Origin of the sequence: Kluyvera sp., assembly GCF_047971185.1 — a bacterium.
GTDB lineage: Bacteria > Pseudomonadota > Gammaproteobacteria > Enterobacterales > Enterobacteriaceae > Kluyvera.
In genome coordinates this window covers 20566-46433 of record NZ_JBKDZH010000055.1, presented here as the reverse complement: position 1 = coordinate 46433, position 25868 = coordinate 20566, and the positions used below count along the sequence as shown (strand labels likewise).

Annotated in this window: 22 protein-coding genes and 2 pseudogenes; 13 read left to right on the top strand and 11 right to left on the bottom strand. The window is 55.5% G+C overall.

Features of this window, described 5'->3' with window-relative positions; translation table 11 throughout:
- Positions 1-140 precede the first annotated feature (140 nt).
- The 4 genes from ACK5JN_RS15840 to ACK5JN_RS15825 form a co-directional block, all read right to left on the bottom strand.
- Positions 141-1655 carry an MFS transporter gene (locus tag ACK5JN_RS15840; RefSeq protein ID WP_416871047.1) on the bottom strand — a complete coding sequence of 505 codons (1515 nt, stop codon included), beginning with the start codon at positions 1653-1655 and terminating at the stop codon, positions 141-143.
- Between the two features lie 26 nt (positions 1656-1681).
- Positions 1682-3088 carry a glucuronate isomerase gene (gene uxaC, locus ACK5JN_RS15835; protein WP_416871046.1) on the bottom strand — a complete coding sequence of 469 codons (1407 nt, stop codon included), beginning with the start codon at positions 3086-3088 and terminating at the stop codon, positions 1682-1684.
- A gap of 48 nt (positions 3089-3136) precedes the next feature.
- The gene (rspA, locus tag ACK5JN_RS15830) at positions 3137-4351 is read right to left on the bottom strand and encodes a starvation-sensing protein RspA (protein ID WP_416871045.1); all 1215 of its coding nucleotides are present in this window, start codon (positions 4349-4351) and stop codon (positions 3137-3139) included.
- A gap of 195 nt (positions 4352-4546) precedes the next feature.
- Positions 4547-4873, bottom strand: a complete 327-nt coding sequence (locus ACK5JN_RS15825; protein ID WP_416871044.1) for a YnfA family protein — start codon at positions 4871-4873, stop codon at positions 4547-4549.
- Between the two features lie 151 nt (positions 4874-5024).
- Between ACK5JN_RS15825 and ACK5JN_RS15820 the strand changes: the two genes are divergently transcribed.
- Positions 5025-5366, top strand: a complete 342-nt coding sequence (locus ACK5JN_RS15820) for a DUF1283 family protein (RefSeq protein WP_416871043.1) — start codon at positions 5025-5027, stop codon at positions 5364-5366.
- A gap of 42 nt (positions 5367-5408) precedes the next feature.
- Here the strand turns inward: ACK5JN_RS15820 and ACK5JN_RS15815 are convergent, their stop codons facing one another.
- The gene (locus tag ACK5JN_RS15815) at positions 5409-6119 is read right to left on the bottom strand and encodes a YnfC family lipoprotein (protein ID WP_416871042.1); all 711 of its coding nucleotides are present in this window, start codon (positions 6117-6119) and stop codon (positions 5409-5411) included.
- Between the two features lie 103 nt (positions 6120-6222).
- Between ACK5JN_RS15815 and ACK5JN_RS15810 the strand changes: the two genes are divergently transcribed.
- On the top strand, positions 6223-6477 hold the full coding sequence (locus ACK5JN_RS15810; RefSeq protein ID WP_416871041.1) for a DUF1161 domain-containing protein: 255 nt from the start codon (positions 6223-6225) through the stop codon (positions 6475-6477).
- A gap of 33 nt (positions 6478-6510) precedes the next feature.
- Here ACK5JN_RS15810 and ACK5JN_RS15805 read toward each other — a convergent pair whose 3' ends face one another.
- Positions 6511-6912, bottom strand: coding sequence for a dTDP-glucose pyrophosphorylase (locus ACK5JN_RS15805; RefSeq protein ID WP_416871040.1), 402 nt, complete (start codon positions 6910-6912; stop codon positions 6511-6513).
- 266 nt (positions 6913-7178) lie between these two features.
- Between ACK5JN_RS15805 and ynfE the strand changes: the two genes are divergently transcribed.
- From ynfE to clcB, 5 genes are read left to right on the top strand one after another with little or no spacing between them, the layout of a single operon-like run.
- Positions 7179-9614, top strand: a complete 2436-nt coding sequence (gene ynfE / locus ACK5JN_RS15800; protein ID WP_416871039.1) for a selenate/tellurate reductase subunit YnfE — start codon at positions 7179-7181, stop codon at positions 9612-9614.
- A 10-nt stretch (positions 9615-9624) separates the two neighbouring features.
- Positions 9625-10242, top strand: a complete 618-nt coding sequence (locus tag ACK5JN_RS15795; protein ID WP_416871038.1) for a DMSO/selenate family reductase complex B subunit — start codon at positions 9625-9627, stop codon at positions 10240-10242.
- A gap of 1 nt (position 10243) precedes the next feature.
- Positions 10244-11101 (top strand): dimethyl sulfoxide reductase anchor subunit family protein, encoded by an 858-nt coding sequence (locus ACK5JN_RS15790; RefSeq protein WP_416871037.1) that lies wholly within the window; start codon positions 10244-10246, stop codon positions 11099-11101.
- Positions 11102-11148: 47 nt separating this feature from the next.
- Positions 11149-11763 (top strand): Tat proofreading chaperone DmsD, encoded by a 615-nt coding sequence (gene dmsD, locus ACK5JN_RS15785; protein ID WP_416871036.1) that lies wholly within the window; start codon positions 11149-11151, stop codon positions 11761-11763.
- 14 nt (positions 11764-11777) lie between these two features.
- Positions 11778-13073, top strand: coding sequence for a voltage-gated ClC-type chloride channel ClcB (gene clcB / locus ACK5JN_RS15780; RefSeq protein WP_416871035.1), 1296 nt, complete (start codon positions 11778-11780; stop codon positions 13071-13073).
- On the opposite strand, the gene bioD is transcribed toward clcB, so the two are convergent.
- The 3 genes from bioD to ACK5JN_RS15765 form a co-directional block, all read right to left on the bottom strand.
- The gene (gene bioD / locus ACK5JN_RS15775) at positions 13026-13721 is read right to left on the bottom strand and encodes a dethiobiotin synthase (RefSeq protein ID WP_416871068.1); all 696 of its coding nucleotides are present in this window, start codon (positions 13719-13721) and stop codon (positions 13026-13028) included. The two genes, clcB and bioD, sit on opposite strands and share 48 nt — an antisense overlap.
- A 131-nt stretch (positions 13722-13852) precedes the next feature.
- The gene (gene mlc, locus ACK5JN_RS15770; RefSeq protein ID WP_416871034.1) at positions 13853-15070 is read right to left on the bottom strand and encodes a sugar metabolism global transcriptional regulator Mlc; all 1218 of its coding nucleotides are present in this window, start codon (positions 15068-15070) and stop codon (positions 13853-13855) included.
- Between the two features lie 124 nt (positions 15071-15194).
- Positions 15195-16097 (bottom strand): LysR family transcriptional regulator, encoded by a 903-nt coding sequence (locus tag ACK5JN_RS15765; protein WP_416871033.1) that lies wholly within the window; start codon positions 16095-16097, stop codon positions 15195-15197.
- A 116-nt stretch (positions 16098-16213) separates the two neighbouring features.
- On the opposite strand from ACK5JN_RS15765, the gene ACK5JN_RS15760 reads away from it, so the two are divergent.
- The 4 genes and pseudogenes from ACK5JN_RS15760 (at position 16214) to ACK5JN_RS15745 (ending at position 20508) form a co-directional block, all read left to right on the top strand.
- Positions 16214-17464 (top strand): MFS transporter, encoded by a 1251-nt coding sequence (locus tag ACK5JN_RS15760; protein ID WP_416871032.1) that lies wholly within the window; start codon positions 16214-16216, stop codon positions 17462-17464.
- Positions 17465-17599: 135 nt separating this feature from the next.
- A pseudogene (locus ACK5JN_RS15755) lies at positions 17600-18796 on the top strand (MFS transporter).
- A gap of 170 nt (positions 18797-18966) precedes the next feature.
- On the top strand, positions 18967-19338 hold the full coding sequence (gene asr / locus ACK5JN_RS15750) for an acid resistance repetitive basic protein Asr (RefSeq protein WP_416871067.1): 372 nt from the start codon (positions 18967-18969) through the stop codon (positions 19336-19338).
- A gap of 345 nt (positions 19339-19683) precedes the next feature.
- Positions 19684-20508, top strand: a complete 825-nt coding sequence (locus ACK5JN_RS15745) for a trypsin-like serine peptidase (protein WP_416871031.1) — start codon at positions 19684-19686, stop codon at positions 20506-20508.
- Here ACK5JN_RS15745 and ACK5JN_RS15740 read toward each other — a convergent pair.
- Positions 20505-22460, bottom strand: a pseudogene (locus ACK5JN_RS15740) (EAL domain-containing protein); the annotation flags it as partial. The gene ACK5JN_RS15745 and the pseudogene ACK5JN_RS15740 overlap by 4 nt on opposite strands.
- A 369-nt stretch (positions 22461-22829) precedes the next feature.
- Positions 22830-23465 (bottom strand): hypothetical protein, encoded by a 636-nt coding sequence (locus ACK5JN_RS15735; protein ID WP_416871030.1) that lies wholly within the window; start codon positions 23463-23465, stop codon positions 22830-22832.
- A 149-nt stretch (positions 23466-23614) separates the two neighbouring features.
- Here ACK5JN_RS15735 and ACK5JN_RS15730 point away from each other — a divergent pair, with 149 nt between their 5' ends.
- Together ACK5JN_RS15730 and ACK5JN_RS15725 are read left to right on the top strand one after the other, a co-directional pair.
- The gene (locus ACK5JN_RS15730) at positions 23615-23860 is read left to right on the top strand and encodes a helix-turn-helix domain-containing protein (protein ID WP_023293664.1); all 246 of its coding nucleotides are present in this window, start codon (positions 23615-23617) and stop codon (positions 23858-23860) included.
- A gap of 2 nt (positions 23861-23862) precedes the next feature.
- Positions 23863-25845, top strand: a complete 1983-nt coding sequence (locus ACK5JN_RS15725; protein WP_416871029.1) for a transposase domain-containing protein — start codon at positions 23863-23865, stop codon at positions 25843-25845.
- Positions 25846-25868 lie beyond the last annotated feature (23 nt).

The window sequence follows — 25868 nt, the reverse complement described above, 5'->3', positions numbered from 1 at the left end:
TTGCCATACTAGATTAACGAGTTCATCTGAGGAGATTTTGATTTGCATTAATATATTGGCGATTGGTATGACATGATTTTTAAGTTGTGTGACAGCATAGGCAAAGTCGCTGCTGCTACCTATGCTGTCACGGCTGGACGTTAGTTCACCTGCGCCGGTCGGCTCAGTTTTTTGTCGGCTTGCTGCGGTTCGTTCCACAGGTCGTCATAAGAGTACCCGGTCAGATCTTCCACAATATGACGCGCTTCCGGGGTGACATCTTGTTTCGAGCCTTTCGCTTTCAGACGTTCGACTTCATCTACAAAGATTTTGTGTGTGCGTTTATTGAGACGGAAGGTCACCGCCTGCCACAGCGCGATCAGCAGCATCGCAATGGTATTCACCGCGCTTTCCGGCTGTACCTGGCTCCCCTTCACAAAGCCCCCTTCCTGCAGCATCACGCCAACGATAAAGGTCGCAATTGCCACCGTCGTTTTACGGGAGAAGGTCATCACCGCGGCGAACAGGCCTTCGCGACGCTGACGGGTGATCATTTCATCAATATCCGGAATGAACGGGAACACGTTCCACGGGGTGAATTCCAGGACGCAGCGCCCTACCTGATACAAGGCGGCCAGCACCACCAGAATGGTGACTTTATTGTCGGTCGGGAACTGGTAAACCATAAACAGCCCTACCAGACACAGCATCATCAGGGTATAGGCGAAAACATACAGACGAGATGGACCAAACTTGATGATCGCGACCCCTGCCAGCAGCGTGACCGGCAGGCCGACGATACTCATCGACAGCAGCGTTCCGGACAGCGATGGCGACACGTTCAGGCAGTACACGCAGAAGAAGACAAACACCGTGTTATAAACATCTTTCGCGGTAAACGAAAACAGGTAAATAGCCAGATGCTTTCTGAATGCGCGAACCTTCAGCGTCGAGAAATACTCTTTAAACAGGCTGCCCACAGCGGTGATTTTTTCCGCAAAAGTGCGCGGCTGACGCTCGCGTTCCAGCTCCGCCAGCATTTCCGGCGTTAACTCGCGCTCCCAGGTCACTTTCCAGGAAATAAACACGCAGACCATGAACAGCACCGCGAAGACCACGCCGTTTATAAAGTAGGCATGCGGATCGTGCTCGCCAAAATGGCTGATTAATAAACCCGGAATAAAGGTCGCCAGGAAGGTCCCGGATGCCGAAAGGAACATACGGCAGGTGGACAGCTTGGTACGGGAGTTGAAATCCTTGGTCATTTCAGACGGCAGCGTTTCCCACGGGATCAGCACAATCGCCGCAATAATTTCAAACGCCAGGTAGACCGCCAGATAGAACCAGAAGCTCATTCCGGTTATCCACAGCAGAATATAGACCAGCATCAGCGGCGCGCCGATCAGCAGGAAGAAACGACGACGGCCAAAGCGCTTGCCCAGCGGGTTTTTATAGAAGTGGTCAGTAAAGCTACCCATAAACAGGCTGACGACGGCATCCACAATACGGGCAATCGCCACGATTGAAGCCGCCTCAACCGGTGACAGGCCGACAAACGTGGTGTAAAAGAATAAAAGCCAGGCACCGATAACGGTAAATGCACCGCCCCCCATAATATCTGTTAAGCCATAACCAATACTGACCGGGATTGTTATTTTTCTATTAGTACGAGACATGTTCTACCCTCATGTAAGGAAGGACGTTAGAATCTGAAATAATTAACTGCGTTGTCGTGACATATATTTTTAACCATCCGCGTTAAGATCCGCTCATTATCAGGAACTTCACCGCGGTCAACCCAACTACCAATCAAATTACAAAGAATACGGCGGAAATAATCGTGGCGCGGATAAGACACCAGGCTACGTGAATCCGTCAGCATGCCGACGAAATGCATTAATAAACCCTGGTCGGCCAGGCTATTTAACTGATTTTCCATACCGCGACGGGTATCGTTAAACCACCAGCCGGAACCAAACTGAATGGGCGATTTCACGCCGTCGTCACCGGACTGGAAATTGGCGATGGTGGTGGCGACAACGTCGTTATAGCTGGCGTTCAGGTTATAGAGAATGGTTTTCGGCAACCCGTTGTTTTGCGCCATCGCATCCAGTAAGCGGTTCAGGCCCGCCGCCAGATTGCTCTGGTCGGTAATGGAATCGAAACCGGTATTGATGCCCAGCTGTTCACGCATTTTGCCGTTATTGTTGCGGATAGCACCGAAGTGAATCTGCATCGCCCAACCGCGTTTTTGGTACTCGCGCCCCAGCATTACGAACATCGCGCTGTTCAGCTGCGCCGTTTCGCTGGCGTTTAGCTCGCCCCCGCGTCGCTTCTGGTCAAACAGCGCGTCAACGGTCTGTGCGTCGGCAGGCTGATACTCAACGGCAACCGGGCCGTGGTCGGAGATTCGACAGCCCACGTCGTGGAAGAAATCGATACGTTCCGCCATCGCCGCCGTGAAGTCGGCAAAGGTCCTGACATCACGCCCGGTCGTCTGCGCCAGCTTATCGATAAAGGCGGCAAACGTCGGACCTTCTTCGGCAAAGATATCGTCCGGACGGAAGGTCGGCAGCACGCGAGCAGTAAAGGTCGGATCCTGCTGAAGCAGACGGTGATATTCCAGCGTATCCAGCGGCGCGTCGGTGGTACAAATAACCTCAACGTTAGAGCGCATAATCAGACTACGCGGTTTAAAATCCTCGCCGCGAATAAGCTGATTACAATGCTGCATTATCTCCTGCCAGTTTTCACTGTTGAGCATTTCGTTACAGGAGAAATATTTATTTAATTCTAAATGCGTCCAGTGATACAGCGGGTTGCCAAATGCGGCTTCGACCGTTTCTGCATACGCTTTAAATTTCTCTTCGGCCGTAGCTTCACCGGTAATATAGCGTTCGGCAACACCATTCGCGCGCATTGCACGCCATTTATAGTGGTCGCCAGCCAGCCACAGCTGCGTAATATTGTCGAAGTTCTTATTTTCGTAGATTTCTTTGGCATCAAGGTGACAGTGATAGTCGATGATCGGTAATTGTGCGGCAACGTCTTTATATAACCGAACACCGACTTCACTATCGATCATGAATCGATCGTTAATGAAGTCCATGTTATTTCTCTTATTCAGATAACGCTTATTTTAAAAAGAATGGTGGAATTACCAGTTCCACAGCGTACCGTCTTCCAGACGCGCAACCGGCAGATAGGCTGGATCATACGGATATTTCGCCGCCAGCTTTTCATCAAACTCGATGCCCAGACCCGGTTTATCACCCGGATGCATATAGCCATTATCGAAGGTCCAGTTATGCGGGAAGACTTCCAGCATTTGCTCGGAGTAGCCCATATATTCCTGCACGCCGAAGTTAGGCACCCACAGGTCGAAGTGCAGCGCTGCCGCCATGCAGACCGGGGAGAGATCTGACGGGCCGTGTGAGCCCGTACGCACCTGGTACAGCGAGGCAAAATCAGCAATGCGGCGCATGCCGGTGATCCCGCCCGCATGGGTAATGGTGGTACGGATATAATCGATAAGCTGCTCTTCGATCAGCTGTTTGCAGTCCCAGATGCTGTTGAACACTTCGCCCACGGCGATCGGCGTGACGGTATGCTGACGAATCAGACGGAAGCATTCCTGGTTCTCTGCCGGCGTTGGATCTTCCATCCAGAACAGACGATAGTCTTCGACGCTCTTACCAAAGCGCGCCGCTTCAATCGGCGTCAGACGGTGGTGCATGTCGTGCAGCAGATGCTCATCAAAACCAAACTGGTTACGTACCGCGTCGAACAGTTTCGGCGTGAAATCGAGATACTTTTCCGTGGACCACAGCTGTTCTTCCGGCCACTGGCCTTTGGTTGCTGGCTCGTAGGCCAACCCTTTTCCTTTAGACATCCCGTAGGTGGTTTTCATCCCCGGCACGCCGCACTGTACGCGAATCGCCTTGAAGCCCATCTCTTTATGACGCGCATAATCTTCCAGCACGTCATCAATGGTGTGGCCGGTGGTGTGACAGTAAACCATCACGCCTTCGCGAGAAGCGCCGCCCAGCAGCTGGTACAGCGGCATGTTGGCGGCCTTGGCTTTGATATCCCACAGCGCCATATCTACCGCGGAGATAGCCGACATGGTGACCGGGCCGCGACGCCAGTAGGCGCCTTTATAGAAGAACTGCCAGATATCTTCGATGCGGTGCGCATCACGCCCCACCAGCTGCGGGCACAGATGATCTTTTAAATAGGATGCAACGGACAGCTCACGGCCGTTCAGCGTCGCATCGCCGTAGCCGATTAATCCGCTATCGGTGGTAATTTTCAGCGTGACAAAGTTACGACCCGGACAGGTTACAAAAACCTCAGCACCCACAATTTTCATCTTCAATCCTTACATCTCATCGGTTAGTGAGGCAAACTTACGCCCTGAGCTACTACCATACAAGTATAAATATTAAAAATTACCGAGAAGGATCACAAAATTAAGGGGATTAGGTCAGACAAATGCATGAGAGATCACAAAGAAATCGTGCCCGGCCAGGCTGGCCGGGCAGCGCATGAAGGTCAGGAAAAGTCGTTACGCTCTGCCCCAGCCGGCGACAATAATCAACATTCCGCACAGGGCAACCGCCGCGCCCAGCCAGTCGTACATCGTCAGCTTCTCACCTTCAACGACCCGCAGCCATAGCAGCGCGGTAAAGATGTATACCCCGCCGTAGGCCGCGTACACGCGCCCGCTGGCTGCCGGATGCAGCGTCAACAGCCAGACAAACAGCGCCAGCGCCAACCCGGCGGGCAGCAGTAACAGCGGCGTTGCGCCGCGTTTTAACCACAGCCACGGCAGGTAGCAGCCAATAATTTCACACAGCGCAGTGGCGAAAAACAGCAGAGACGTTTTGATCATCGTTCATCATCATTAACTTACCGATGGCGCCATCATACGGAAAAGGCGACGGGAATCGACCACACTATTTTCGCGGGTATGCCAGTCCAAAGAGATGTAGTAAACTGGCAGCCAGGAGCCATCGTTTTTATCACGTTAAAGGAACCCGCAAATGAAAATTACACTTGGCAAACGCCTGTGCCTGACGGCAATGCTTGCGCTGGGTGCCATCGTGTACACCGCTTCCGCGTCGGCTGAAACCAGCAAGCTGATTATTGAATCCGGCGATAGCGCGCAAAGCCGCCAGAACGCTGCTATGGAAAAGGAGCAGTGGAACGATACTCGCCAGCTGCGTCAGAAAGTTAACAAGCGCGCGGAAAAAGAGTGGGATAAAACCGACGTGGCGTTTGACGCCCGCGATAAATGCCTGCAAAGCCCGAACGTCAACGCCTATTGGGAACCCAATACCCTGCGCTGCCTTGACCGTTCAACCGGCCGCACGCTGAATCCGTAATCGATAAAGGGCGCCACTGGCGCCCTTTTTCTGCATCAACGTTTAGTAGTATTCAATCGTGTTTTTAATCGTGTAGCGTTGGGTGGTAGCTGGCTTCACGCTCTCGTCCACGACCGTCAAATCGCAGCTAACCGGGTTATCGTAGCTGTCGTAATCGCAGCTCTGCGTCACGTTACCCATCGGCTGCTTATCCAGCAGGCTCACTGAGGTGTAATCCAGCTTCTTGCGCACGTCCTGCGACGGCGTTGAGATGATAGATAGCGTCTTATCCTTCACCGTCGACGTTTTGCCCAGCGGATAGCCCTCTGCATCATAGCGATACTCCACTTCGCTCTCTTTACCCAGCGCCTTCACCACAAAGCCATTATCGTCCGTTTCCCAGGACACACCGGCCGAAGGAAACTCGGCCAGCTGGCATTTACCCTGCAACCGCACGCGTTTCTCGTGCGTTACGCCGTCAAGATAGTAGTTGGCGTTAAGCACCAGCAGCGCGCCGGTATCTTCTTCGATATTGTGAAATTCCAGCATATCAAAGCAGCCTTCCGGCGAAACCTGTGCGCTCACGCGTTTCGCTACTTCGCCCTTCTCATTGAGCAATGTCTGACTGAAGTCCTTTACCGGGCCACGCAGCGGATCAAAATCGAACTCGTTGGAGAAGCTGGCCATCTCCGGCGTGAACGCCGCCGGGGAATCATTGTTATCGCAGCCGCTAAGCAGAGTCATCACTGACGCCAGTAAAATCAATTTCTTCACACCGTCATCCTGTTTCGGGAGTTTTCTCAATCATATTAGGAAATACAATTATTTACACTAACACTGCTATACTTTTTACGTCTCAAACGAAAAGGAGCCGAACATGAGAACTTCACGCTGGTTACTGGCACTCCTGCTTGCGGGCGCCATGCCCGCGCTGGCGGCCATACCGGATTCCTGTGAACGCGTTCGCAGCGACATTCAGCAGAAAATTATGCAGAACGGCGTCGCGGAAAGCGCCTTTACCCTTGATGTCGTCCCTAACGATCAGGCTGACCAACCCGGTGCCCAGGTGGTAGGCCACTGCGCCAACGACACCTTTAAAATTCTCTACACCCGCACCGACAGCGCTCAGTAATGATCTACCCCCTCCTGCGGGAGGCGGCTTCACTCAAGACGTTTGCTCGACGATAAACTCCAGCGCCACGCCAATCAGCACGCCGTCCTTGAGCGACCGATCGTCCGATAAGGCATCCAGGTCGCCCTGAAAGCGCAGCTTTTGCGTCGAGGTATTGATCGTCAGCTTTGAATGCAGGCAAGGCAGAGACTGCGACGTAATGGGATACACCACTCGCCCCGAAACCAGCACCGGGATCTTGCGCAATTCTGTCGCCTGTAGCACCCCCACCGTAGAATAAAGCACGGCCAGCGGCGTGACCGCGAGCACCGGCCGATCGGTCACGCTAATAAAATCGAGCAAAATTTCGGGGCGTAAAAAATTTACCCCTTTATGAGGAACCGTGACCGTCTCAATTTCGGGCATCGGGATAACCTGCGTGGCAATATCCTGCATAGGGTTCTTCCATAAGCGTAGGGTGAGGCCAAATATTCGCGACTACCGATAACGCCCGGCAGCCGTAAATAAGCTGTTTTTTTGTTGTAAAACAATTATGCACAGCCCGCTCTGAGCTGGCAAATACCGCCCGCAAAATCTCCGGGTCTGGATCTCTTACAATTGACGCCGATTAATACTTGTATACCACTAAGAAGGTAATATACCACTCCATTAGCCTGTTCTTAATTTCAGCGCGAAATCATCAAATAATAATGGAGTGAGCGATGTCTAATCAGGAAAAGTCAGGGGGGCTAAGTCGGCGCACCCTTATTAAATCGTCGGCGATTGGCTCTCTGGCGCTTGCCGCGGGCGGCCTGTCGCTGCCTTTCTCCCTGCGCGCCACCGCCGCTGCCGTACAGCAGGCTGGCCAGCCGGAAGATAAGGTCGTCTGGGGCGCGTGCTCCGTGAACTGCGGCAGCCGCTGCGCGCTGCGCCTGCACGTTAAAGATGACGAAGTGTACTGGGTTGAAACCGATAACACCGGCCACGACGTTTACGGCGATCACCAGGTGCGCGCCTGCCTGCGCGGCCGCTCTATCCGCCGTCGTATCAACCACCCTGACCGCCTGAATTATCCCATGAAGCGGGTGGGCAAACGCGGCGAAGGGAAGTTCGAGCGTATCAGCTGGCAGGAAGCGCTGGATACCATCGCCGATAACCTAAAACGCGTGGTGAAGGATTACGGTAACGAAGCCGTTTACATCAACTACTCTTCCGGCATCGTTGGCGGCAATATCACCCGCTCCTCCCCATCCGGCTCGGCCGTCATGCGCCTGATGAACTGCTACGGCGGTTCGCTCAACCAGTACGGCACCTACAGCACCGCCCAGATCGCCTGCGCGATGCCCTATACCTACGGTACCAACGATGGCAACAGCACCTCCGATATCGAAAACAGCAAACTGGTGGTGATGTTTGGTAACAACCCGGCGGAAACGCGCATGAGCGGCGGCGGCATTACCTACTATCTGGAGCAGGCGCGCGAACGCTCGAAAGCGCGCATGATCGTTATCGATCCGCGCTATACCGATACCGCCGCCGGGCGTGAAGATGAGTGGATCCCCATTCGTCCCGGTACCGACGCGGCGCTGGTTGCCGGTATTGCCTGGGTGTTGATTGACGAAAACCTGGTCGATCAGCCGTTCCTCGATAAGTACTGCGTCGGCTACGACGAAAAAACGCTGCCGGAAGGCGCGCCGGCGAATGGGCATTACAAAGCCTATATTCAAGGCCACGGCGATGATGGCGTGGCGAAAACGCCGCAGTGGGCCTCGCGCATTACCGGTATTCCGGCCGATCGCATTATTAAGCTGGCGCGTGAAATCGGCAGCACCAAACCGGCCTACATTTGCCAGGGCTGGGGCCCGCAGCGCCAGGCCAACGGCGAGCTTACCGCGCGCGCGATTGCCATGCTGCCGATTCTCACCGGCAACGTCGGCATTAACGGCGGTAACAGCGGCGCCCGTGAATCAACCTACACCATTACCATCGAGCGTTTCCCGGTGCTGGAAAACCCGGTGAAAACCGCCATCTCCTGCTTCACCTGGACCGACGCTATCGATCACGGCACAGAGATGACCGCCACCCGCGACGGCGTGCGCGTTAAAGAAAAGCTGGACGTGCCGATCAAGTTCTTCTGGAACTATGCCGGTAACACCATCATCAACCAGCACTCAGACATCAACAAAACCCACGAAATTTTGCAGGACGACAGCAAGTGCGAAATGATCGTGGTGATTGAAAACTTTATGACCGCCTCGGCCAAATATGCCGACATCCTGCTGCCGGATCTGATGACGGTTGAACAGGAAGACATTATTCCGAACGACTACGCCGGGAATATGGGCTACCTGATCTTTATCCAGCCCGTGACCGCACCGAAATTCGAACGGAAACCCATTTACTGGATCCTCAGCGAAGTGGCTAAACGTCTCGGCGATGACGTTCACCAGAAGTTTACCGAAGGGCGCACTCAGGAGCAGTGGCTCCAGTATCTGTACGCCAAAATGCGCGCTAAAGACCCGGCGCTGCCGGGCTATGACGATCTCAAAAAAATGGGGATCTACAAGCGAAAAGACCCCAACGGTCATTTCGTCGCCTACCGTGATTTCCGCAACGACCCCGCAGCGAATCCGCTCAAAACGCCGTCAGGGAAAATTGAAATCTACTCCAGCCGGCTGGCCGATATCGCAGCCAAATGGCAGCTTGAGAAAGATGAAACCATCAGCCCGCTGCCGGTGTATGCCTCTACTTTCGAAGGCTGGGATGACCCCATGCGCGAAAAATTCCCGCTGCAGCTGTTCGGCTTCCACTTCAAAGCCCGAACCCACTCCAGCTACGGCAACGTCGACGTGCTGAAGGCCGCCTGTCGACAGGAAGTGTGGCTCAACCCGATCGATGCCCAGCAACGCGGTATCCAGAACGGTGATATGGTGCGGGTATTCAACGGGCGCGGAGAGGTGCGCATTCCAGCCAAAGTTACGCCGCGCATCATGCCGGGCGTAACGGCCATGGGCCAGGGGGCCTGGCACGACGCCCAGATGGACGGCGACCGTATCGATCATGGTTCCTGCATCAACACGCTGACCACTCACCGCCCTTCACCGCTGGCGAAAGGCAACCCGCAGCACACCAACCTGGTTGAGATCGCGAAGGTATAAGGATTAGTCAATGAGCACGCAATACGGATTTTTCATCGACTCCGCCCGCTGCACCGGTTGCAAAACCTGCGAGCTGGCGTGTAAAGATTACAAAGACTTAACTCCGGATGTCAGCTTCCGCCGTATTTACGAATACGCGGGCGGCGACTGGCAGGAGGACAACGGTGTCTGGAACCAGAACGTCTTCGCCTACTATCTCTCCATCGCCTGTAACCACTGCGAAGACCCGGCCTGTACCAAAGTGTGCCCGAGCGGCGCGATGCACAAACGGGAAGACGGTTTTGTGGTGGTGAACGAAGACGTCTGCATCGGCTGCCGTTACTGCCACATGGCCTGCCCGTACGGTGCGCCGCAGTACAACGCCGCCAAAGGCCACATGACCAAGTGCGACGGCTGCCATGAACGCGTGGCTGACGGTAAAAAACCGATCTGCGTCGAGTCCTGTCCGCTGCGCGCGCTGGACTTTGGCCCGATTGAAGAGCTGCGCCAGAAGCACGGCACGCTGGCGGCCGTCGCGCCGCTGCCGTCGGCGCACTTCACCAAGCCAAGCATCGTGATTAAACCTAACGCCAATGCACGTCCGTGCGGCGATACCACTGGCTACCTGGCCAACCCGAAGGAGGTGTGAGATGGGCAACGGATGGCATGAATGGCCGCTAGTGCTGTTTACGGTACTGGGGCAATGCGTGGCGGGAGCGATAATCATCAGCGGCATGGGCTGGCTGGCGGCACGTCACGAAGCGGCCGACCAGCGCCGCATTGTGCGGAGTATGTTTTTCCTGTGGGTTATCATGGGGATTGCTTTTTTCGCTTCGGTACTGCATCTCGGCTCCCCCCTGCGGGCGTTTAACTCGCTGAACCGCGTCGGCGCTTCCGCGCTGAGCAATGAAATCGCCAGCGGCTCAATTTTCTTCGCCGTCGGCGGGTTCTGGTGGCTGCTGTCGGCGCTCGGCAAAATGCCGCAGGCGCTCGGGCGCATCTGGCTGGTCGTCAGCATGGTGCTGGGTCTGGTGTTTGTCTGGGCCATGACGCGTGTTTATCAGATAGATACGGTACCAACCTGGTATAATGGTTATACGACCGCCTCGTTCTTCCTGACCGTGGTGCTCACCGGCCCGCTGTTTGCCGCCCTGCTGCTGAAGCTGGCGAAGGTGCCGTTTAACGGTAAATTCTTTGCTGCCTTAAGCGTGCTGGCGCTGCTGGCGAGCCTGGCGGTGGTGGTGATGCAGACCAGCGAGCTGGGCTTCATTCACAGCTCCGTACAGCAGGCCAACGCGCTGCTGCCCGACTGGGGCGTGTGGCAGGTCTGGCGTTTTGTCCTGCTGGCTGCCGGGTTAGGCTGCTGGATCTGCCCGCTGCTGCGCCGCGTGCCGTCAACGGCATTCGGGCTGACCATCGGCCTGGTGCTGATGGTCGCCGGGGAACTGATCGGCCGCGGGCTGTTCTACGGCCTGCATATGACCGTGGGTATGGCGATTGCCGGATAATCTCTCGGCGCGGGATGGTACCCGCGCCCTTTTAAGGAATTGCAGTAATGAATGACGTTCAGCACAACGACGCCTTAGCTTTCTCTGCCCGCGTACTGGGGGCACTGTTTTACTTCGCACCGGATAGTGCGCTTGCCGAACCGCTGATCGCCGCGTTTCGCGACGGTGAATGGGCCGCGCAGTGGCCGTATCCGGTCGAAAACGCCGATGCGCTGTCCTCCGCTTTTGCCGCCCCCAGCGACGAATCGCTGGCTGAGGCCTGGCAACGGCTGTTTATCGGCCCATCGGCGCTGCCATCTCCGCCATGGGGATCCGTCTGGTTAGACCGTGAAAACGTCCTGTTTGGCGACTCCACGCTGGCGCTGCGCCAGTGGATGCGGGAAAACCAGATTGCGTTCGACGTGGAACAAAACGAGCCGGAAGATCACTTTGGCACCCTGCTGATGCTGGCGGCATGGCTGGTCGAAAACGGCCGTCAGGAAGCCTGCGACCAGCTGCTTGCCTGGCATCTGCTGCCGTGGGCGCCGCGTTTCCTCAGCGAGTTTGTCAGCAAAGCCAATCACCCGTTCTTCACGGCGCTGGGCGAATTAGCGCAGAACACTCTCGCGCAGTGGCAGTCGCAGCTGTTGATCCCGGTCGCCGATAAAAAACTGTATCGCTAAGCCTCTAAAACTCTATGCAGCGTCTACACCATTACCCTGATATCAAGGCGATGTTCCGTCGCCTGCTTCTCGCGACCGTCATTGGCGTGCTTGCCGCGCTGGCGGTGGCGCTATTCCGCCATGCAATGTATCTGCTGGAGTGGCTGTTTTTAAGCAACGACAGCGGCAGCCTGGTCAACGCCGCTGAAGGTCTGGCCTGGTGGCGGCGGCTAATCACCCCCGCCCTTGGCGGGCTGGCAGCTGGTACACTGTTATGGGGCTGGCAACGCTATACGCGCCAGCGCCCCCACGCGCCAACGGACTATATGGAAGCGCTGGAGAGCGACGAAGGCAAATTCGACATCAGCTCCAGCCTGATCAAATCAACCGCCTCTCTGCTGGTTGTCGCCAGCGGCAGCGCCATTGGCCGTGAAGGGGCGATGATATTGCTGGCGGTGCTGGCGGCGTCGTTTTTCGCCCAACGTTTTACGCCGCAAAAAGAGTGGAAGCTGTGGATTGCCTGCGGGGCCGCCGCGGGGATGGCCAGCGCCTATCATGCGCCGCTGGCGGGCAGCCTGTTTATCGCCGAGATCCTGTTCGGCACGCTGATGCTCGCCTCGCTCGGGCCAGTGGTCATTGCGGCGGTGGTGGCCCTGCTCGCTACACAGTTGATGAACGGCGGCGCGGAGCTGCTTTACCACGTTGAGGCCTTGCCAACCCTTAGCGCCGTTGATTATGCGCTGATGCTCGTCACCGGCCTGCTGTGTGGTCTCGGCGGCCCGCTGCTGATGTGGCTAATGGATACCAGCCATCGCGGCTTCCTGGCGCTGAAGCTCTCACCGCCGTGGCAGCTCGCCCTTGGCGGGCTGATCGTGGGGCTACTGTCGCTGTTAACGCCGGACGTATGGGGCAATGGCTACAGCGTGGTGCAAGGGTTTCTGCTCGCCCCGCCGACGCTGGCGATCATCACCGGGATCTTCCTCTGTAAGCTGCTCGCAATACTCGCCAGCAGCGGTTCAGGCGCGCCCGGCGGCGTATTTACCCCCACGCTGTTTATTGGTCTGGCTGTCGGTATTCTGTTTGCCGATACGTGGAGTCTGGGATTCCCGGGCCACGAAAGCCTGGCGATTCTGCTGGGGATTACCGGCATGGCCACGCTGCTAGCGGCCACCACCCATGCGCCAATTATGTCGACGCTGATGATTTGTGAAATGACCGGGCAATACACGCTACTGCCCGGCTTGCTGATTGCTTGTGTGCTGTCCTCGGTGCTGTCGCGCACCTTACGCCAGAATTCGATCTACCGTCAGCACGTTACGGAGCATCGCTAAATCAACGTACTGGCTGAGCTCACGCTGTTCGGCGCGCGGCAGATACGGCAGCTCGCCGATCAGCGGCGCGGGCAGCTTTTTGCTCAGCACGTCGATGATTTCCGCATAGTGCGCCAGCCCCGGGTTGATACGGTTGGCAACCCAGCCAATCAGCGGCAGGCCGTCATTGGCGATGGCCTGAGCCGTCAGCAGCGCATGGTTAATGCACCCTTCCTGGATCCCGACCACCATCAGCACCGGCAGCTGTTCCTGCACCACCCACTCGGAAAGCGGGCGCAGATCGTTCATCAGGCTACGCCAGCCGCCCGTACCTTCGACTACCACGTTATCCACCTGGCGGCTCAGATTCGCCAGGCCGTCGGACAGCAGCGTGTAGTTAATCGGGCAGCTATGGGCAACGCTGCTCTCTTCTTCGCTCAGTGCGATAGGATTAATCGCCTCATAGGGTAGCGCCAGCGATGATACGCTTTGCAGCACCAGCGCGTCTTTGTTGCGCAGCCCCTCGGCGGTCTCTTTACTGCCCTTGGCCACTGGCTTATAGCCTGCCACACGTTTCCCGCTGGCGGCGAGCGCCTGTAATAGCGCACGAGAAACCACCGTCTTGCCGACAGAAGTATCAGTTCCAGTAATAAAGAAACGATTTAGCATCACTAACTAGCCCCACAAATTTGCCGATAGAATATCAAGACAATGAATAATTCAACAGGGTGAAAGTTTACGTGATGCGCCGGGAGGTCGGATTGAGATAGCGCAATTTTTTGCAAAACGGCAAAAAAATGTTAACCCTGTAACAGTCTGATCAGCAATGTTCCGTTATACAGCGCATCTTTGACCAGCGCAGCGCCCGCCATTGTGCCCCGGTTGGAGAACTGCGTCTGCTCGACGGCGGTATGTTTACTGTAAGCGGGCAAGGACTGCTGGCGAATACAGTCGCTAATCGCCGGAAAGAGGATGTCAGCAGCCTGGTTGAACGGAGAACCAATAAGAATTTTTTGTGGGTTAAACAGGTTAACCATGATGGCGAGAATGCGCCCGACGTTGGTACCGATGCTGCCGATAATATCCTTTGCCAGCAGATCGCCCTGGAGCGCCGCCTGGCACAGCCAGTCCACGGTGAGCGGCTGTTGGTGCAGCATGGAGCTCATCGACTGCTGCATACGCACCTGGGTCAGCTCCAGCACGCTCTCCACGCTGGCAATCGTCTCCAGACAACCGTGGTTGCCGCAGTAACAGCGTTTACCGTAAGGGTCAACCTGAGTGTGGCCAATCTCAACCAGGCTGCTGCTGCCAGCATGCAGCAGGCGGCCATCGGTAATCACCCCGGCCCCCACGTTATGGTCAATCACTACCTGAATAACATCACGCGCGCCGCGCGATGCGCCAAACAGCGCTTCAGCCATCGTCCAGGCGCTGATGTCGTGCTGAATATAGACCGGCACGCCGGTATGCGCTTCCAGCGTTTCGCCCAGCGGCACATCTTTCACGTCATAGAACGGCATACGGTGAATAATGCCATTTTCAGTGTCGATGATCCCCGGCAGCGTAATGGCAATCGCCGTTAAGCGCTCCAGCAGCTTCTGGTGACGAATAAAGAATTGATCGATATGTGCCAGCACGCGGTTAAGGAAAGGCGTTTCGTCCTCCAGCGCCAGCTCAAGCTGCTCTTCCACCACCAGCTTGCTGCTCAGGTCACGCAGCGCCAGATGAATATCGCCGCGGCTAATGCGCACCGCGAGATAGTGCCAGGCTTCGGTTTCCACCATCAGCCCCACCGCCGGGCGGCCACGGCTGCCCGCTTCCTGAATTTCGGTTTCCTGTACCAGGTGCGCTTCCAGCAGTTCACGCACAATTTTTGTAATACTGGCGGGCGCCAGTTGCGCAAGTCGGGAGAGGTCAATACGCGAAACCGGGCCAAGCTGATCAATGAGACGATATACCGCCCCCGCGTTGGTCTGCTTGATTTGATCGATATGGCCTGGCTGACTATCCGCTACCACCGTGAACTCCCTTATTTTCGCGCTTCGAAATAAACTTTGGGCTATGGTGAATGACTTCAACGCCTGACGTCAAATATTTACTTAGCCTTGTGATTTACCGCACAATTTTTCACACTTTTGGTCGCTAAACGCTGACCTTTGCAGCGTTTAACAGCTGCGCTTTAAAACGTTGCGCCGCCTGGCTAAGCTCATGGTGTTTTGACCACACCAGCCACATTTCTGACACCGCGTCCTCTTCCGCTATCGGTACCCAGCGCATTTCATACAGCTGCACGCGGCGAAACGAAGCGGGCAAAATCGACACTCCCAGCCCCGACGCCACCAGGCCGATAATGGTCATCGCTTCCCCAACCTCCTGGGTGATCACCGGCGTCACGCCGTAACGGCGCATCAGGCCGAGAATATCGTCATACAGGCCGGTACCGACGTGCGGGTCAAAAAAGACAAACGGCTCATTCGCCAGCTCGACCAGGCTCACCGACGGTTGATTGGCCAACGGATGGTCTCGATGGATCATCGCCAGCAGCGGTTCGCGCAGGATAATTTGCCAGTCGAGCGTATCGGGCAGCTGCGTGTTGCGCATCAGCCCCAGCTCAAGCGCACCTTCGGTGAGCGGTGAGATCTGTTCGCGGGTGTTGGTCTCTCGCGTCTGAATATGTACGTCCGGGTAACGCTGGCGGAAAGTCGACAGCGTATCGGAAACCGCCTTGATAAACGGGGCTGACGAGGTAAAACCGATGTGCAGCTCGCCGGTTTCACCGTGATGCAGACGGCTGGCGCGGGCCGCGGCTTCGTTCACCTGGAGCAGGATCTGGCGGCTATCGGCCAGAAACTGTCTTCCGGCCTCCGTCAGGCTGACGCTGCGGTTGGTGCGGGCAAACAGCCGTGCGCCAACCTGCTGTTCCAGAATCTGAATCTGCTGGCTGAGCGGCGGCTGTGAAATATTGAGACGCGCGGCGGCGCGGCCAAAATGCAGCTCTTCCGCGACGGCCACAAAATAGCGCAGGTGACGAAGTTCGATATTCATATTTAATAAGTATCAATTGAGATTATTAATATATTAGACAGAATATTTACATTTTCCTACTCTGATTATGTGACCTATGTCGACATTACCCGTTGTTTTTACCCAAGGATCTTCCCGTGAGCCGCACAACTACCGCAGACCATACGCCCGTTATTGATGTCCGCGATGATAGCCCCGTTTCCAGCAATACCTTTATCCGCCGCGGCACGCCGCCGTTCATTCGCGTCACGCTCGCCCTCTTCTCCGCCGGACTGGCGACCTTTGCCCTGCTGTACTGCGTGCAGCCCATTTTGCCGGTACTGTCCCACGAGTTCGGCATTACCCCTGCCGGCAGCAGTATTTCGCTCTCCATCTCGACCGCCATGCTGGCGATTGGCCTGCTGTTCACCGGGCCGCTTTCCGACGCCATCGGGCGTAAACCGGTCATGGTCACCGCGCTGCTGCTGGCTTCATGCTGTTCATTGCTGTCGACGATGATGACCAGCTGGCATGGGATTCTGATCATGCGCGCGCTGATTGGCCTGTCGCTTAGCGGCGTGGCGGCGGTCGGCATGACCTATCTGAGCGAAGAAATTCACCCCAGCTTTGTGGCCTTCTCAATGGGCCTGTATATCAGCGGGAACTCGATTGGCGGCATGAGCGGACGCCTGCTCACCGGGGTATTTACCGATTTCTTCGGCTGGCGCGTGGCGCTGGCGGTTATCAGCCTGTTTGCGCTGGCCTCGGCCATCATGTTCTGGCGCATTCTGCCGGAATCACGCCACTTCCGCCCCAGCTCGCTGAAGCCCAAATCATTGCTCATTAACCTTCGTTTGCACTGGCGCGATCGCGGCCTGCCGCTGCTGTTCGTCGAGGGCTTTCTGTTAATGGGCGCGTTCGTCACGCTGTTCAACTATATCGGCTACCGCCTGATGCTTTCCCCGTGGTCGCTTAACCAGGCGGTGGTGGGCCTGCTTTCCGTCGCCTACCTGACCGGCACCTGGAGCTCGCCAAAAGCGGGCATGATGACCACCCGCTATGGGCGCGGCCCGGTCATGCTGTTTTTTACCGGCGTGATGTTAATCGGCCTGCTGCTGACGCTGTTTTCACCGCTCTGGGTGATCTTCCCCGGCATGCTGCTGTTTTCTGCCGGCTTCTTTGCCGCCCACTCCGTCGCCAGCAGCTGGATTGGCCCACGCGCGCGCCGCGCCAGAGGCCAGGCATCATCGCTGTATCTGTTCAGCTACTATCTCGGTTCAAGTATCGCCGGGACGCTCGGCGGCGTGTTCTGGCACAAATACGGCTGGAACGGCGTCGGTGGGTTTATTGCGCTGCTGCTGGTCGGCGCGCTGCTGACCGGCTTCACGCTGCATAGACGCTTACGCTAATCATAAGCGGCGGTGCATCCATCACCGCCGCTTATTTTTATTGCTTATGTTATTGACATAAAATGCCTTACCGTCTCGCCATACTAGCTGACACTTTCTATAATAAGCCCACTTTTGTCTTACCTGTTCCGCGTTATGACTACCTACGCCAGCAATACCCAGCTTAATTTACGCATTATTTCGATCGTCGTTTTCACCTGCATTTGCTATCTCTCCATCGGCCTGCCGCTGGCGGTGCTGCCCGGATTCATCCACTACGATCTTGGCTACAGTACGCTGGTCGCCGGTGCGGTGATCAGCCTACAGTACATTTCCACCCTGCTCAGTCGCCCTCATGCCGGGCGCTATACCGATATCTGGGGGCCGAAGAAGGTCGTCAGCCTGGGGATTATCTGCTGCCTGATGAGCGGCCTGTTTACGCTCGCGGCGGCGGCAGCAAGCGCCAGCCCCATTCTGGCGGTTACGCTGCTGCTGGTGGGGCGCGTGTTCCTCGGCGTTGGCGAAAGTTTTACCTCGACCGGCTCCACGCTATGGGGGATTAAGACCGTCGGCGCTATTCACACTTCGCGGGTGATTTCCTAGAACGGCGTCGCCACCTACGTCGCGATGGCCGCCGGCGCGCCGCTGGGGGTAATGCTCAATAGCGCGTTTGGCATCAGCGGCTTTGCGGCGCTGATCGTGATTATCGCCGTGGTTGGCCTGCTGTTTGCCCGTACCCGTGCCGACGTCAGCGTCAGCGCGGGCGTCAGAGCGCCCTTCCACGTGGTGGCGCGCAAAATCTGGCCGTACGGTCTCGGACTGGGGCTCGGCACGGTAGGCTTCGGGGTGATTGCGACCTTTATCACGCTCTACTTTTCCGCGCACGGCTGGCAGGGTGCCGCCTTTACGCTCTCGCTGTTCAGCGTGGGCTTTATCTGTATCCGTCTGGTGCTGGGCAATACCATCATCCGCTTTGGCGGCATCCGCGTGTCGCTGGTCTGCTACGTGTTTGAGTGCCTTGGGCTGCTGATCATCTGGTTTGCGCCCAACGCCTGGATTGCCGGGCTGGGCGCTTTCCTCACCGGTTCCGGTTTCTCCCTGGTCTTCCCGGCGCTGGGCGTTGAAGCGGTGAAACAGGTGGAAGAGCAAAATCAGGGCACCGCGCTTGGCACCTACTCCGCCTTCCTAGACCTAGCGCTCGGGATTACCGGGCCGGTCGCCGGCTGGATTGCGGGCTATCAGGGGCTGGACAGCATCTACCTGCTTGCCGCGGTGGTCGTGGCGATGGCCTTCGTGCTGATTCTGCGTCTCTACCTCGCGCAACGCGCCAGCCACGCAGCTTGTGCTAGCTAACCTATTGAGGAGCGAAGAAAAATCGCCCCTGTACGTTTGTGCAACAAATCTCGTACATTGCGTTACACGCCGATACCAATCACTCACGGAAAGACCAATAGCCCACGGGTATAGTTCTTTCAACGGCCCCGCAGTGGGGTTGAATGAAAAACCAATTCGAGGGTATGAGAATGAAAAAAGTATTAGCTCTGGTTGTTGCCGCTGCTATGGGTCTGTCTTCTGCTGCTTTCGCTGCTGACGCGACGGCAACACCGGCTCCGGCTGCCGCTGCTACCGCCACTCACGCGGCACCGGCAAAAGCCACCCACCACAAGAAACACAAAAAAGCAGCCCCGGCACAGAAAGCGCAGTCTGCTAAAAAACACAAAAAAGCCACCGCTAAACCGGCGACCAAACCGGTAGAGCAGAAAGCTCAGGCCGCGAAGAAACACAAAAAAGCCGCGGCTAAACCTGCTGTCGCTCAGAAAGCGCAGGCAGCTAAAAAACACAAAAAAGCAGTAAAACACGAAGCCGCTAAACCGGCTGCACAGCCAGCTGCTTAATTATTGTTGATACGCTATCGGCGCGAGTTTCGCGCCGGTTCAGGCGGCCAGGTGCATCACGTAGCGTCGCCCCCGACGCCGATGTTAGCCCTGCTGCCCGAGGCGATCAATTATCCGCATCGGCGCTACTCAGCGCCGATTTTTTCCCGGAGAGCCAACCATGTTGCGGCGTTATCGTTTTGAGCTCATCCTGGCATTGCTGATCGTGTGCGCGCTGATCGCCACTCAGTTCTTCTTTTACTGAATGTAGTTCGCTGATTTTACTCCCACTTTTCATGTCTCCCGTCTATAGTAGTCTCACTGGGTTTAGTTTTTATAATCATAATTGCCCCATCAGAGAGTGATATGCGTACAGCCTTTGTGTGTTGTTTACTGGGATCGTTATCCGTTCTGCCATTAATAACTCATGCTGATGACAGTGATAGCGGTATCAGCGCAAAAGATATTAAAACCCTGTTCTTTGGTCAGGACGATCGTATCCTCGTCAACCAACCGGCGCAGGAACCGTGGGACGCCATTGGTCAACTGGAAACCGCCAGCGGCAACCTGTGTACCGCCACGCTGATTTCCCCGCACCTGGCGTTAACCGCCGGGCACTGTCTGCTGGAGCCGCCGCGCGGCAAGCTGGACAAAGCGGTCGCGCTGCGTTTCGTGTCGCAAAAAGGCAGCTGGCGCTATGAAATTCACGGTATTGAGGGGCGCGTCGATCCGTCGCTTGGCAAACGGCTAAAACCTGACGGCGACGGCTGGATTGTTCCGTCTTCCGCCGCGCCGTGGGATTTCGGCCTGATCGTACTGCGCTATCCCCCTTCCGGCATCACGCCGCTGCCGCTGTTCACCGGCGATAAGGCCGAACTGACCGCTGCGCTGAAAGCCGCCGGGCGTAAAGTTACGCAGTCCGGTTACCCGGTCGATCATCTGGATTCACTCTATAGCCATGAGGACTGCACCGTCACCGGCTGGGCGCAGACCTCGGTGCTCTCCCACCAGTGCGATACGCTGCCGGGCGATAGCGGTTCACCACTGCTGCTAAAAACCGACGCGGGCTGGCAGCTCATTGCGGTACAAAGCTCGGCGCCGGCGGCCAAAGATCGCTGGCGTGCGGATAACCGCGCCATCGCCGTCACCGGTTTTCGCGACAAGCTGGAAGCGCTCGCCGCCGGTGATTAACTCTGCAGCTGCTGGTGACGCAACGCCAGCAGCGAAGAGAGCGGCATCGGTTCGCTGAAATAGAATCCCTGTAGCTGATCGCAGCCCGCCAGACGCAGCAGCTTCATCTGCTTCTCCGTCTCGACCCCTTCTGCGATCACCGTCATGCCTAAGGCGCTGGCGATGCGAATGGTTCCCCCCACCAGCGCCGCCGCCTGATCGTCTTCGTCTACCAGCCCGGCCAGCGATTTATCAATTTTAATGGTGTCGAAATTGAACCGGCGCAGATAGCCAATGCTGGAGTAGCCGGTGCCAAAATCGTCCAGCGCCACAGCGGTACCCAGCGCTTTCAGGTTCGCAATAGCCGCGCGTGCGCGTTCGGGTTTTTCCAGCACATAGGTTTCGGTGACTTCAAGCTGTAGCCTGGAAGGCGGAAAACCGGAAGATTTCAGCACGCTCGACACCTTATTTTCAAACTCAGGGTCGCGAAACTGCGCGGGCGAAATATTCACCGACAGCTTCAGGTTATGGTGCGCCAGCAAATCGCGGCACGCGCGCGCCAGGACAAATTGCCCAAGCGAATAGATCAGCCCGCTGGTCTCCGCAATGCCGATAAACGCATCAGGCATCAGCTCACCGTTCGGCCGTCGCGGCCAGCGCACCAGCGCTTCGACGCCAATCATCACCTGCGTGCGCGCACAGACGATAGGCTGGTACCAGACCTCAAACTCATCGTGTTCCAGGCCGTGACGAATATCGTTCTCAATAGAAACCTGGTATTCACGCGCGCTATTCAGCTCGGCATCATAGTGGGTAACGCGCCCCTTACCGGTTATTTTCGAATGATACATGGCGATATCGGCCTGACGAAACAGCTCAGAGCTGGGATTCTCCTGCAGTTTTCCGCTGGCAATACCAATACTGGCGCTGATATGCAGCGTTCGCTCGCCGATACGAATCGGCGTATTAAGGTAATCCAGCACGCGCCCGGCAAACGCCGAGGCCCGCGCTTCTGACTGCTCGCCGCCGACGGTCATCGCGAACTCATCGCCACCCATACGCGCCAGCATCCCGTCAGCAGGCACCAGCGTTTGCAGCATATCCGCGATACGAATAATCAGAATATCGCCAATATCGTGGCCATAAATGTCGTTAACGTCTTTAAAACCATCGAGATCGATAAACACCACCGTTTTCACATCACGGTCGCCGCGCAGGCTGATACGATCGAGCTGCTCAATCAATGCCCGCCGGTTTGGCAGATGGCTGAGCCAGTCGGTGAGCGCAATCTCACGGACCTGTCGCTCGCCGCGCGCCAGCTTCCACAAGCCTAAGCTGCTGAGCAAAATAAACAGCAGAATCAGCCCAGCGGCTAACAGCACAATTTCACGAATCTGCGGCGAGGCCGCGCTGGCCGCCTCGGCGCCCGGCTGACGAAGCTGCCAGTCGAGCCAACCTACGACCTTACCGCCCGACGTCCGCACCGGAATGTTGTACTGGTTTTTCGGCGCGTCGGTAAGCGTGAGATGTTCAATCTGAAAGGTATTGCCCAAATTGTTCAGCAGCAGAGGATTGATATGTCGGGTGATAACCAGATAGCGCCGCGTGGCGTCATAAACCTGTAGCCGCCCGACCATCGGGCGAATCAGGCCGATACCGATAAAGGCGATGCCTTCGCGAGTGCGGGTAATTCCGGCAAAAATATTGCTTCCACGGCGCAGCGCATCTTCATTTTTGGCAATCAGCGCCTCTAGCCCCTCGCCGAAAAAATCCAGATTCCGTTCGGTAAACGGCGCGCTGTGAAACGAGCCCCAAAGAACATGGTGGTTTTCATCCAGCACGAACGTGCCGTCATAGAGATTGTTAATTTTGAAACCTGCGCCCCAGGTATTGTACAGCCACTCTGTATCGAGCTTCGGCGCGTACACCTGACGCACGGCGTCATCCCAGATCGCATTATCAATCACCAGCGACAGTGTAAGGTGACAGTTATGTAGTGAACATCGGAACGAATCCGGGAACAAGTGAAAGAAAGCGGGATCAGATGGGATAAAGTCAGGCAGATTAAGGCTTGGCGGCAATCTGCTAGCTCGTGGGCAGTGGCGATGGGGTCAGCGTTAAAATTAGATCACCACCGGGAGATTGTATGCTTCTGACAGATAAACTTGTAACGGCGTTCCACTGCATTTAATACTTTTACATTGCGTTTAAATGGCGTGTTCCAAATCGATTTGAAGCTTTTTTGTAATCGTTTCGCACTGCTTTGATCGAGTTGAATCACAGCTTGATTTGTGTCAACTTGTTACGGACCTTAGGCCGGTTAATTTGTCCAGATGGATACCTTAACCAGCCTTTTTGCTACCACTCAAAAGGTCTGGCTGGGCTACATGCTCACCAGTCTCAGATGCCTCTTTTTTGGCACCGGACTCAAGTAAGACTAGTAAGCGATCCTTCTCATAATCTGGACACTGGATAAGTTTCAGATTCCTCTCATCTTTCAGTTGCAGGACTGTGTCCACGCCTTTTCTGGCAATCAACTCAAACAAAGATTTTTTCTCCTCTTCGCTAAGTATGTTGAAAATCGAAGCAAGCCCAGTTTCATAGTTAGCTGTAGGTTCATGAAGCATCTGGCTGGATGGTTTAGCATCATAAGCAGGACTACGCGTGTGTCTTTCTAATACCTCTGCATGGCTGCTTTCTTTAGGAAGCACTTCGAGCTCTCGACCCAACAACCATTCAATAGAGACATTTTCTTGTGTCGAAATTTTCTCAAGGACTTCATAACGAGGGATTGAACCTTGCCGAGAGAAGTAGTTTTTAAATGTGCTTAAATTTATGCCCCAATCCTTTGCTGCTTGATACTTACTTCTACCTTTCAGTAGCTGTTCCAGTCTTTGCGTGAAACGTTCTTTTTCAATCGACTTAAAAGAACCATAGGTTTCTTTTTTGTTTGTCGTGTTGGTGCTGTTATTAATCATAATAAAACCAATTAGTTATGTGGTGGCGGTTAAGGATTTTTTCATAGGCTTAAAAAAACCTTGATTAGGTCTTTTTAAGGACTTATGCTTTATCCAGACAGATACCCGCGCAGTTATCCGCGCGGATAACTTTTTAGGATAGATGAATCATGAACCGAAATGAAGATCTGACTGATTGGCACCCTGAGACGATTAAGGCGGAAATCCACAAGCGTGGTTTATCTTTCCGTTCTTTATCGGTTCAGGCTGGCTATAAAAAAGACTCTTTAAAGAGTGTTTTGCGCACTCCATGCCGCCCGTATCAGCAAATTGTTGCTGATGCTCTCGGCGTTCCCCCTGAAACCATCTGGCCGAGCCGATACAGCGTTCACAGCTACATGAATAAGGCGGTTTAACTATGTTTGTCGTTGCTAAGGAATTGGTCGGAGCGCCTGGTTTACCTAAAACCGTAAAAGGGATTCGTGAAGCGTTATCCCGATACTCGGCTGGTGCTGAGGATAAAGTCCGTAAACGCGCGGGCGGTAAAGCTTTTGAATACCACATCTCTGTGCTTCCTCCTGAAGTCCGTGCAGAGTTGCTGACTGCAAAGGGCCTGGTAGAAACATCTTCTGGTGTCATCTCTCTGCCAGAACGTACACAGGTTAATGCAGACTCAGCCGCCAGTTTTGAGCGTCAGCAGCTGTGGAAACACTGGGAAGGTGCCACCAACGAACAGCGCCAACGTGCTGAGCAGCGTACTAATGCGGTTTCTCTTGTCGCTGAACTGGTTGATTCAGGTTTAACGCTGCGTCTGGCTCTGAGAACGGCAGCAATAAAACTGCATATGAGCGAAGGTTCACTGCGTAACCTGTATTACCGGGTGCAGAACCGTAGCCGTGATGTCTGGGCACCTGTTTTGCTTGATCGTCGGCTGCGTGAAAAGTGCAAAACCAACCGTGAAGCGCCAATCAGTGAGGATGCCTGGCAGTTCTTCCTCGGCGATTATCTCCGTCCGGAAGAGCCTTGCTTCACAAAGTCGTATGAACTGCTCCAGATTGCAGCGCGGGAATATGGCTGGGAAATCCCATCTGAGCGCACCCTGCGTCGTCGTGTAGACCGTGAAATTGATGCTCGGGTCATTGTGGCCACCCGCAAGGGTGATAACGCGCTGGCGCGTATGTTCCCAAGTCAACAGCGTACTGTCGCGCAGCTGCATGCAATGGAATGGATCAACGGTGATGGTTACCAGCATAACGTCTTCGTTCGCTGGTATAACGGCGAAGTTCTTCGCCCAAAAACATGGGTCTGGCAGGACGTTCACAGTCGTAAAGTTATTGGCTGGCGTACTGATGTCTCTGAAAACAGCGACAGCATCCGTCTGTCATTGATGGATGCTATCTCCGAGTTCGGCAAACCTGAACACGTCACCATCGATAACACCCGTGCAGCAGCGAATAAATGGCTCTCTGGTGGTGTCCCTAATCGCTATCGCTTCAAGGTTAAACCAGATGACCCAATGGGGATTCTGCCAATGCTGGGGATTCAGGTTCACTGGACCAGCGTGATAGGTGGTAAGGGATGGGGTCAGGCTAAACCTGTTGAACGTGCGTTCGGTATCGGTGGCCTGGGGGATTATATCGATAAGCATCCCTCACTGGCTGGCGCATATACCGGGCCAAATACGCAGAATAAACCTGATAATTACGGTGACCGTGTCGTTGATGTTGAGACGTTTCTTTCCGCAGTCAATGAGGGGATCGCCATGTACAACGCCCGTCTTGGTCGTGAAACCGAAATGTGTCAGGGCGAGCTGTCATTTGACCAGGCATTTGAGCGTAGTTTCAGTAACGCCATTGTCACTCGCCTCAGCGATGAACAAATCCGCCAGCTCATGCTTCCGGCGGAAGCTGTAACGGTGAAAACAACCGGAGAATTCTTCCTCCAGTGTGGCGGCTCTCTGTTCGGGCGTAAAAACAGTTACTGGAATCCGGTTCTGGCCAATATCCGCCAGCGCAAGATTACCGTGCGTTTCGACCCTCGCGATCTTCACAGCGAGGTGGCGTGTTATGACCTTGATGGCCGCTTCCTCTGCATGGCTGAGTGCCGCTCAGCTGTTGCGTTCGGCGATACCGAAACAGGCCGCGAACATAGCCGCCAGCGTAAGCAGATGATGACCCATACCAAACGCGCAGCCAAAGCCCAGCGCCGCATGACGGCAATCGAGGTGAACGATCTGCTGCCAAAAGTCGCGCCGCCAGAACCACCGCAGCGGCATGTTGTTGAACGTGTCTTTGCCCAGGGTAATGCACTGAAAAAAGTTCAGGAAGTCCAGGAGCATCAGCACGAGAACGATGTGATTTTCCAGACGCTGATGAAAAGTGTCAGTAAATCGAAGAAATAAAAAAGCGACGTTTGAGCCGCCGC

What these genes read in the sequence shown, in the direction of transcription:
- ACK5JN_RS15735 (WP_416871030.1), bottom strand. Translation starts at nt 23,465, where the DNA reads ATGATTAATAACAGCACCAACACGACAAACAAAAAAGAAACCTATGGT.
- asr (WP_416871067.1), top strand. Translation starts at nt 18,967, where the DNA reads ATGAAAAAAGTATTAGCTCTGGTTGTTGCCGCTGCTATGGGTCTGTCT.
- ACK5JN_RS15725 (WP_416871029.1), top strand. Translation starts at nt 23,863, where the DNA reads ATGTTTGTCGTTGCTAAGGAATTGGTCGGAGCGCCTGGTTTACCTAAA.
- bioD (WP_416871068.1), bottom strand. Translation starts at nt 13,721, where the DNA reads ATGCTAAATCGTTTCTTTATTACTGGAACTGATACTTCTGTCGGCAAG.
- ACK5JN_RS15745 (WP_416871031.1), top strand. Translation starts at nt 19,684, where the DNA reads ATGCGTACAGCCTTTGTGTGTTGTTTACTGGGATCGTTATCCGTTCTG.
- dmsD (WP_416871036.1), top strand. Translation starts at nt 11,149, where the DNA reads ATGAATGACGTTCAGCACAACGACGCCTTAGCTTTCTCTGCCCGCGTA.
- ACK5JN_RS15825 (WP_416871044.1), bottom strand. Translation starts at nt 4,873, where the DNA reads ATGATCAAAACGTCTCTGCTGTTTTTCGCCACTGCGCTGTGTGAAATT.
- rspA (WP_416871045.1), bottom strand. Translation starts at nt 4,351, where the DNA reads ATGAAAATTGTGGGTGCTGAGGTTTTTGTAACCTGTCCGGGTCGTAAC.
- ACK5JN_RS15820 (WP_416871043.1), top strand. Translation starts at nt 5,025, where the DNA reads ATGAAAATTACACTTGGCAAACGCCTGTGCCTGACGGCAATGCTTGCG.
- ACK5JN_RS15810 (WP_416871041.1), top strand. Translation starts at nt 6,223, where the DNA reads ATGAGAACTTCACGCTGGTTACTGGCACTCCTGCTTGCGGGCGCCATG.
- ACK5JN_RS15805 (WP_416871040.1), bottom strand. Translation starts at nt 6,912, where the DNA reads ATGCAGGATATTGCCACGCAGGTTATCCCGATGCCCGAAATTGAGACG.
- ACK5JN_RS15765 (WP_416871033.1), bottom strand. Translation starts at nt 16,097, where the DNA reads ATGAATATCGAACTTCGTCACCTGCGCTATTTTGTGGCCGTCGCGGAA.
- ACK5JN_RS15840 (WP_416871047.1), bottom strand. Translation starts at nt 1,655, where the DNA reads ATGTCTCGTACTAATAGAAAAATAACAATCCCGGTCAGTATTGGTTAT.
- uxaC (WP_416871046.1), bottom strand. Translation starts at nt 3,088, where the DNA reads ATGGACTTCATTAACGATCGATTCATGATCGATAGTGAAGTCGGTGTT.
- clcB (WP_416871035.1), top strand. Translation starts at nt 11,778, where the DNA reads ATGCAGCGTCTACACCATTACCCTGATATCAAGGCGATGTTCCGTCGC.
- ACK5JN_RS15790 (WP_416871037.1), top strand. Translation starts at nt 10,244, where the DNA reads ATGGGCAACGGATGGCATGAATGGCCGCTAGTGCTGTTTACGGTACTG.
- ynfE (WP_416871039.1), top strand. Translation starts at nt 7,179, where the DNA reads ATGTCTAATCAGGAAAAGTCAGGGGGGCTAAGTCGGCGCACCCTTATT.
- ACK5JN_RS15795 (WP_416871038.1), top strand. Translation starts at nt 9,625, where the DNA reads ATGAGCACGCAATACGGATTTTTCATCGACTCCGCCCGCTGCACCGGT.
- ACK5JN_RS15730 (WP_023293664.1), top strand. Translation starts at nt 23,615, where the DNA reads ATGAACCGAAATGAAGATCTGACTGATTGGCACCCTGAGACGATTAAG.